Annotated in this window: 6 protein-coding genes and 3 pseudogenes; 6 read left to right on the plus strand and 3 right to left on the minus strand. The window is 64.6% G+C overall.

The window, feature by feature from the left end:
- Nucleotides 1-312 (minus strand): annotated as a pseudogene (locus tag IVA82_RS01600) (transposase); the annotation flags it as partial.
- A gap of 101 nt (nt 313-413) precedes the next feature.
- Nucleotides 414-821: pseudogene (locus IVA82_RS01605) on the minus strand (L,D-transpeptidase); the annotation flags it as partial.
- Between the two features lie 271 nt (nt 822-1092).
- Between IVA82_RS01605 and IVA82_RS01610 the strand changes: the two are divergent.
- From IVA82_RS01610 to IVA82_RS01620, 3 genes are all read left to right on the plus strand, one after another.
- A complete protein-coding gene (locus tag IVA82_RS01610) occupies nt 1093-2145 on the plus strand; it encodes a glycosyltransferase family 1 protein (protein ID WP_247493131.1) in 1053 nt (350 codons plus the stop codon).
- A gap of 33 nt (nt 2146-2178) precedes the next feature.
- A complete protein-coding gene (locus tag IVA82_RS01615) occupies nt 2179-2868 on the plus strand; it encodes a methyltransferase domain-containing protein (RefSeq protein ID WP_247381908.1) in 690 nt (229 codons plus the stop codon).
- 119 nt (nt 2869-2987) lie between these two features.
- Nucleotides 2988-3647, plus strand: a complete 660-nt coding sequence (locus IVA82_RS01620) for a hypothetical protein (RefSeq protein WP_247381910.1) — start codon at nt 2988-2990, stop codon at nt 3645-3647.
- A gap of 523 nt (nt 3648-4170) precedes the next feature.
- Here IVA82_RS01620 and IVA82_RS01625 read toward each other — a convergent pair.
- The gene (locus tag IVA82_RS01625) at nt 4171-5835 is read right to left on the minus strand and encodes an aminotransferase class III-fold pyridoxal phosphate-dependent enzyme (RefSeq protein ID WP_247381913.1); all 1665 of its coding nucleotides are present in this window, start codon (nt 5833-5835) and stop codon (nt 4171-4173) included.
- Between the two features lie 35 nt (nt 5836-5870).
- Here IVA82_RS01625 and asd point away from each other — a divergent pair, with 35 nt between their 5' ends.
- The 3 genes and pseudogenes from asd to IVA82_RS01640 form a co-directional block, all read left to right on the plus strand.
- The gene (asd, locus tag IVA82_RS01630) at nt 5871-6734 is read left to right on the plus strand and encodes an archaetidylserine decarboxylase (RefSeq protein WP_247381915.1); all 864 of its coding nucleotides are present in this window, start codon (nt 5871-5873) and stop codon (nt 6732-6734) included.
- Nucleotides 6735-6801: 67 nt separating this feature from the next.
- Nucleotides 6802-7368 (plus strand): NUDIX hydrolase, encoded by a 567-nt coding sequence (locus IVA82_RS01635; RefSeq protein ID WP_247381917.1) that lies wholly within the window; start codon nt 6802-6804, stop codon nt 7366-7368.
- Nucleotides 7369-7424: 56 nt separating this feature from the next.
- Nucleotides 7425-7757 (plus strand): annotated as a pseudogene (locus tag IVA82_RS01640) (group II intron reverse transcriptase/maturase); the annotation flags it as partial.

Raw genomic sequence — 7757 nt, forward strand, 5'->3', positions numbered from 1 at the left:
CTTGAGCCGGCCATGCCGCTCCAGCGAAGGCAGCAACGTCGGAATCATTACCCGGAGCCGCTTGCCGCAGATCCGATCCGAGGCCTCCCACAGCGCCACCAGTGCATCCCTGATAGGGGCGCCATAGGTCGGCTTTCGCTGCCGCCGGGCCTCCGGCGAAATTGCGACATGGCTGGCCAGCGCCCGAACCGCGTGCTTGCGATGCCAGCCCGTCACCGCGCAAAGCTCGTCGAGAATGCGCCCCTTATCTGCCCGCCCTGCTGATCGATAGCGGTCTACCACCGCCGCCGTGATCTCGCGCCGCGCACCCATGCTGATCCGTCCTGCCATCGGCAACACCGATCCGATTCGGTATCGCGGCCCCACTCCTGACGGTCAGTTCTCCGGTAACATTCTTGATGAGGCAATGCGCACTCGGCCTTCTTGGTCACCGACTGCACGCCGGACCAGGTAAAGCCGTCACGGCCGACGCCGATGCCGTAGCGAACGGCCTGGCCGCCTCCGAGCAAGTAATAAAGATAAGTGTTGGGCGTATCGATGATGATGGTGCCCGGCGCCTCGCGTGTGGCGTAGGACACGGTCTGGCGGCGGAAGCGGGCCGGCATCTCGACGGCGTCCTGATCCTCGGACGGCGCGGCCTGGTAAGGCGTCGCCTGATAGGGCTGGTATGGCTGCGGTGCGGCGATGGGCGGCAGCGGCTGAAAGAACGGGAAGACCTGCACGGGCGCGGCTTTGGCCGGGCCGGCGAATGCGGCGGTGACAGCCACTGCGCTCAAAGCAACGGCGCGCGAATAATTCTTGAACGTGCCCAGATTGAACATTTGATCGCCCCTGTTTGCTCGGTGTTTTTACCGCGGCACCGCTTGCGGTGCTCTGTTGCAGAGATCACTAACGGCAAAAGGTTTCGGGACGTTTGCACGGAAAACCGAAAACGGTTTCATGGCGGCAACGATTGTTTCATGACAGTTTCGTGGCCCGGCCAGCCCGTTAACGAACAAAACAGCCGGCCGACACTTCTGTGACGTCACACGCCTGAAATATACGTGGTTGATGGTCGTAAGCCGAGAATCATCAAAATCTCGGGATTTTCCCATGCGGGTATTAATCGCGACTGACGCCTGGCATCCGCAGGTTAACGGTGTGGTGCGGACGTTGACCTCGCTGGCCAATGCCGCCAAGGCGCTGGATGTCGAGATCGACTTCCTCAACCCGGACGGCTTTCCGTCATGGCCGCTGCCTACCTATCCGGGCCTGCGCGTCGCGCTGCCCAGCAGCAAAGAGATCGCGCGGCGGATCGAGAAGGCTGCACCGGAAGCCCTGCACATCGCCACCGAAGGTCCGATCGGCTGGGCCGCGCGGGCCTATTGCCGACGCAATCGCCTCGCCTTCACCACCTCCTACACGACGCGCTTTCCCGAATACGTCTCGGTACGCACCGGCATTCCTGCCGCCGTCGGATATGCCGTGCTGCGCCACTTCCACGATGCCGCCGCCATGACCATGGTGGCGACGCCGTCGCTGCGGCAGGAGCTGTCCGAGCGCGGCTTCAAGCGGCTCGGCTTCTGGCCCCGCGGCGTCGACACCGAGCTATTCCATCCCGACGCTGCCGCAAGCCTCGATCTGCCGCGGCCGATCTTCATGACGATGGGGCGCGTAGCGGTGGAGAAGAATCTCGAAGCGTTCCTCTCGCTCGATCTGCCCGGCACCAAGGTCGTCATCGGCGAGGGCCCGCAGAGGGCGCTGCTCGAAAGGAAATATCCGGCCGCCGTCTTCCTCGGCGAGAAGAAGGGCGCGGACCTCACTGCGCACCTCGCCTCGGCCGACGTGTTCGTGTTTCCGAGCCTGACCGACACTTTCGGCGTGGTGCAGCTCGAGGCGCTTGCCTGCGGCACGCCGGTTGCGGCGTTTCCGGTGACAGGACCCAAGGACGTCATTGCCGATCACCCGATCGGCGCGATCGATCACGATTTGCGTGCAGCGTGCTTGCGCGCGCTCATCATGTCGCGCGAGACCTGCCGCAACTTCGCGCTGGAGCGTTCCTGGGAGAACAGCGCGCGGCAGTTCGTCGGAAATCTTACTTCACTTCAGCCCAGCCGTATCCTGCGCGCCACGCCGGTGATGGCGCGGCGGCCGGTAAGCGGCTGATCTTTACTTTGACCCACAGCGAGAACCTCAGAGATGGCTAAGATCATGAACCTTGACGGCACCCAGCAGCTTGACCTCACCCGCGGCACGGTCGAGCAGGCTTATGACCGCTGGGCGCCGGTCTACGACCTCGTGTTCGGAGGCGTGTTCGCCAAGGGCCGGCAGGCGGCGATCGCGGCCACCAACAAGATCGGCGGCCGCGTGCTCGAAGTCGGCGTCGGCACCGGCATCTCGCTGCCGATGTACGCGCCCCATCTGCGCATCTTCGGCACCGACATTTCGGAAGCAATGCTCGACAAGGCGCGCCAGCGTGTCACCGACGGCAAGCTGAATAACGTCGAGGGCCTCGCGGTGATGGACGCCGAGAAGCTCGAATTCCCCGACAATTCCTTCGACGTCGTGATGGCGCAATATGTCGTCACTGCGGTGCCAAATCCGGAGAAGGCGCTCGACGAATTCGCGCGCGTGCTGCGTCCGGGCGGCGAGCTGATCATCCTCACTCGCGTCAGCGCCGATGCCGGCATGCGTCGCTTCATCGAGCGGAGGCTCCAGCCGGTGGTGCGTCCGCTCGGCTTCCGCACCGCCGAGTTCGCCTGGTCGCGCTATGCGAAGTGGCTCGCCGGCGCCAACGGCATCGAGCTCGCCGAGCGCCGCCTGATTCCGCCGCTCGGCCATTTCTCGCTGGTGCGCTTTCGCAAGCTCGACGTCGCCAAGGCGGCGTGAGCTGAAGCTCACGTGCGTCATCGCGCCGCTGCACATCGTCACATGACAAAATGATGATGTCACATGGCGTACATCGAATCTCTGTAAATCCCATACCCGAAAGCATTTTGGGGGAGAGCATGATCAAGAATTATCTCGAGCAGCTGCGGATCCAGCGCTGGGACGACCATCGCTACTATCACCACAGCCGCATCAATCAGAGCCTGCACTTCGTCAGCGCGCTGAGCTTCCTGTTCGCCTATGTCTGGCTGTTCGTCGATCCCATGATTTCCGCGCTGGTCGGCTGGCTGGTCTCGATGACCTCGCGCCAGGCCGGTCACTTCTTCTTCGAGCCGCACGGCTACGACCACATCAACCAGGCGACGCACGAGCACAAGGAAGAGATCAAGGTCGGCTACAACCTGCAGCGCAAGGTGGTGCTGATGTCGATCTGGGCGGCATCGCCGCTGGTGCTGTTCGCCGATCCCTCGCTGTTCGGCCTGTTCAAGCCCTGGGCTGGCGCCGCCGACTTCATGCGTCAGGTCGCCAAGATCTGGCTCGCGGTCGGCATCGGCGGCCTCTTGTTCCGCACCGTGCACCTGTTCTTCATCCGCGACGTCGAGACGGGCCTCGTCTGGATGACCAAGATCTTGACCGATCCATTCCACGACCTGATGCTCTATCGCAACGCGCCGCTGGCGCTGATGCGCGGCGAGCTGATGGATCCCGGCCTGCATCTCAACCCCGAGCACACGCTGGGCTTGCTCGGCGAGCCCACGCTGGAAGAGCAGCACGCCTGAGCGCTCTCTTAGCCAACACTCCGATGTCTGAGGGTTGCGTCATGCCCAGGCTCGCCCCGGGCATCCACGTCTTGGCGGCTTCTTCGCCTCTCCCCGCCTGCGGCAGGGCTATCGCATATAGATTTCACGAGGACAGTCCGCGGGCTTGCTCCGCCTCTCCCGCTTGCGGGAGAGGCCGACGCGCTCGCAGAGCGCGGCGGGTGAGGGTTCTCGCCACGCTGGGACTTCCTCCGCAATCCTCAACAATCCCGACGCGGAGACACCCCACCCCAACCCTCCCCCGCAAGCGGGAGAGGGAGCTCAGTGCCGATGCCGAAGCATCATGCACGCCATATGCGATAGCCCTGCCTCGTGCGGGGAGAGGACGGACCGCATCGTGGATGCGATCCGGGTGAGGGGGGCTCTCCGCGAGTCCAGCTGTTACCGTGATTGCGGAAGCAGCCCCCCACCCCAACCCTCTCCCCGCGAAGGGCGGGGAGAGGGGGAGGCGGGAGCGGTGTTCGCGGCGAAGTGCAGAGGAGCCTCAGCGCCCAAAGCGCTTGGCCAGCATCTCTTTCAGGATCTGCCGCTTGATGCGTTTGTTGGTGAGCGCGGCATCGTGCCACCAGAAGCCGTCGGCTTTCATCTTCGCCGCGGCGCGGACGAAGCGGTCGGCGACCTCGGCGAAGTCGGCGTCGGTGTAGTTCAGGCTGAAGATCAGCCGCCCGGTACCGACCCAGCTCAACGACAGGCCTTCGGCACGCAGGTAATATTGCAGCATCCAGTTGTAGCGGGACGGTTCGGTGTACTTCACCGTCCAGATCGACGACAGGTTGGCGACCTGCACTGGCAGGCCGGCACCCTCCAGCATCTGGTTGAGCTTTTGCGCGCGGCCGTTCCAGGTTTCGTCCAGATGGTCATAAACGGCGCGGAAGTTCGGGCTGGCGAGCCGGCTCAAAAATTCGTCCATCGCCGTCATGACGTAGGGGTGCGAGTTGAAGGTGCCGCGGGCGAAGCAGACGTCGGCGGGGCGGTCGTCGCGGAAGCGACGCATCAGCTCCTTTTTGCCGCAGACCACGCCGACCGGCAGGCCGCCGGCGAGGCTCTTGCCGTAGGTCACCATGTCGGCGCGCACGCCGAAATAGTCCTGGGCGCCGCCGGCGGCGAGGCGGAAGCCGACGAAGACTTCGTCGAAGATCAACACGATGCCGCGCTCGGTGCAGACCTCGCGCAGCTGTTTCAGCCATTCGGTGTAAGCTTGGCGGTCGAAATTGCCGCCGCGGGACGAGTCGACCAGCGCGGAATCGCCGGGCGCGTTGGCGTTCGGATGCAGCGCCTGGAGCGGATTGACCAGCACGCAGGCGATGTCGCGGCGCGTCCGCAGCACCTGCAGCGTCTTCTCGGACATTTCGGCAAGGGTGTAGGTTTCGTGCGCGGGAATAGGGTTGCCGACGCCGGGCTGCACGTCACCCCACCAGCCGTGATAGGCGCCGGCGAAACGAACGAGATGGCTGCGCTTGGTGTGGTAGCGTGCAAGCCGCACCGCCTGCATCACGGCTTCGGTGCCGGACATATGGAAGGAGACTTCGTCGAGGCCCGAGATCTGGCAGAGCCGCGTCACGTTCTCGAGGATGACGGGATGGTAGGGACCGAGCACCGGTCCGAGCGCATGCGCGCGCTTCTCGGATCCCTCGATGCACTCCTTGTAGAAGTCGTTGCCGAAGATGTTGACGCCGTAGGAGCCGGTGAGGTCGTACGAGACGTTGCCGTCGACATCCCTAACTGTGACGCCGCTCGAGGACTCCATGAAGGTCGAGGTGCCCAGATTTTCGCGGACCAGGCGCGAGAACTGGAACGGCACGCGGTAGGTTTCGGTGAAGTTCAGGTCGGAGATCTTCTCCGCCGCTTCCCTGGTCATCGCGCGCCCTTTCGGGTAGCGATCGGCGTAGACGCGCGCGAGGCGGAAGAAGGCATCCTTGCGCTGCATCACCACGTTCGCCGGCGCGCCGTCGCAGCCGAAGTATTCATCACCTTCGAATTCGTAGAACGGGACCAGCCGCGCCACCCGGCGCGACATTTTGGAGTGCCCGGAGAGCGAGCGGTGCTTGGCGCGGGACAGTTCGATCCGCGCCTTGAGCTTCGGGAAGGCGGCGGCAGCGGACGCTGCGGCGGCCACGGACAAAGGGAGAATCGGGAGTGTCGTTTCCATGACAACAAGCGCTAACCTTGCGAGCTGACAGATTCATGACAGTCAAAGCCCTCATCGCCTCTTTCACCCAGCAGGAAGACCTCAACTTCCTGTTGACCAACCGCATCCCCCGCGCCGCGCTGACCCGCTTCATGGGCTGGTTCTCCAAGATCGAGAACCCGTTGGTTCGGGACGGCTCCATCGCGCTGTGGAAGCTGTTCTCCGACCTCGACCTGTCGGAAGCGCGCAAGAGCCACTTCAAGAGCCTGCATGACTGCTTCACCCGGGAGCTGAAGCCGGGCCTGCGGCCCTTTGATCCCGACCCTTCCGTTGTCGCGAGTCCCTCCGACGGCATCGTCGGCGCCCATGGCCGGATCGCCGATACCGAGCTGTTCCAGGTCAAGGGCGCGCCCTATTCGCTGCTCGACCTCGTCGGCGATTCCGCCCTCGTCGACCAGCACCGCAACGGCTCCTTCGTCACGCTGCGGCTGACCTCGAGCATGTATCACCGCTTCCATGCGCCTTATGACGCGCATATCGAGCGCGTCACGCTGATCCATGGCGACGTCTGGAACGTCAACCCGATCGCGCTCAAGCGGGTCGAGCGCCTGTTCTGCAAGAACGAGCGCGCGGTGATCCGCACGCATCTCAGCTCCGGCGAGGCGGTGACGCTGGTGCCGGTTGCGGCGATCCTGGTCGCGAGCATCCGCCTGCACTTCCTCGATATGGTGCTGAACGCGCAGACGCGCGGCCCAGTCAACTTCCCTTGCGACGTCAACGTAACCAAGGGCGAGGAGCTCGGCTGGTTCGAGCACGGCTCGACCATCATCATCCTCGCGCCCGGCGATTTTTCGTTTTGCGATGGCATCGCCGAAGGCACGCGCATCCGGGCGGGCCAGGCGCTACTGAGAAAGAACTAGTCTTCATTCCGCCGTCTCGGCCGCCTATATCGTCCGCGGGGACGATTTGACACGGCGAGATCTTTCGATGGCGCGGGCGCCGGTTCTGGCAGCGGGTGGTATTGTGCTGCGGCGTGGTGCGCCGCCGCTGATCGCGGTCGTGCGCCAGCGCAAGCGCAACGAATGGGTCTTGCCCAAGGGCAAGCTCGACGACGGCGAGACGCCGAAGCAAGCGGCGCATCGCGAGGTGCTGGAGGAGACCGGCCACGACGTCGCCATCCACGAATTCTTGGGCACGCTCGTCTACCAGTCCGGCGGGCGCTCCAAGGCCGTGCATTTCTGGCGGATGGAGGCCGAGGGCGGTCCGGTCCGCAAGCTGATGAACGACATCAAGGCGGTCGACTGGCTGACGCTGGAGGATGCAATCGCGCGCCTGTCGCGCGAATACGAGCGCGCGTTCCTGGTGCAGATCGGCCCGATCGCGCTGGCGGCCGCGGGGCTGGCGCCGGCCGACGCCGAAATCGCTTCGCGGCTTGCAAGCGAGGACGTCGACGCCGCCATGCAGACCCTGACACCGGCCGAAGCGGCGTCCGTCGACGAACTGCGCCACGGCCTGCTGCAAAAGGTGAAGGCGTGGCTGCGCGGCGAAGCGTGAGCTGTCAGGGGAATGCGGACCAGCAAAGCACGACCCGGACGCCGAGCCGGACGAGCGTGACACAGGCGCTGGAGCGCATACGACGAACTGCAAGGGAAAGGAAGAAGGAGAGGTTCACCGCGCTGCTTCACCACATCGATCCCGACCTGCTCGAGGCGGAGTTCTTCGCGTTGAAGAAGCATGCCGCGCCGGGCACGGACGGGGTGACGTGGCGGGACTACGAGCAAGATCTCAAGGCCAACCTTGAGGATCTGCATGCCCGTGTCCACCGGGGAGCGTACCGGCCGCAACCGTCGCGGCGGGTCTACATCCCAAAGCCGGACGGACGGCAGCGCCCGCTGGCGATCGCGGCCCTCGAGGACAAGATCGTGCAGCGGGCAACGGCTGTG

This window comes from Bradyrhizobium sp. 142 (assembly GCF_023074015.1).
Taxonomy (GTDB): Bacteria; Pseudomonadota; Alphaproteobacteria; order Rhizobiales; family Xanthobacteraceae; genus Bradyrhizobium.

What these genes read in the sequence shown, in the direction of transcription:
- IVA82_RS01620 (WP_247381910.1), top strand. Translation starts at nt 2,988, where the DNA reads ATGATCAAGAATTATCTCGAGCAGCTGCGGATCCAGCGCTGGGACGAC.
- IVA82_RS01635 (WP_247381917.1), top strand. Translation starts at nt 6,802, where the DNA reads ATGGCGCGGGCGCCGGTTCTGGCAGCGGGTGGTATTGTGCTGCGGCGT.
- asd (WP_247381915.1), top strand. Translation starts at nt 5,871, where the DNA reads ATGACAGTCAAAGCCCTCATCGCCTCTTTCACCCAGCAGGAAGACCTC.
- IVA82_RS01625 (WP_247381913.1), bottom strand. Translation starts at nt 5,835, where the DNA reads ATGGAAACGACACTCCCGATTCTCCCTTTGTCCGTGGCCGCCGCAGCG.
- IVA82_RS01610 (WP_247493131.1), top strand. Translation starts at nt 1,093, where the DNA reads ATGCGGGTATTAATCGCGACTGACGCCTGGCATCCGCAGGTTAACGGT.
- IVA82_RS01615 (WP_247381908.1), top strand. Translation starts at nt 2,179, where the DNA reads ATGGCTAAGATCATGAACCTTGACGGCACCCAGCAGCTTGACCTCACC.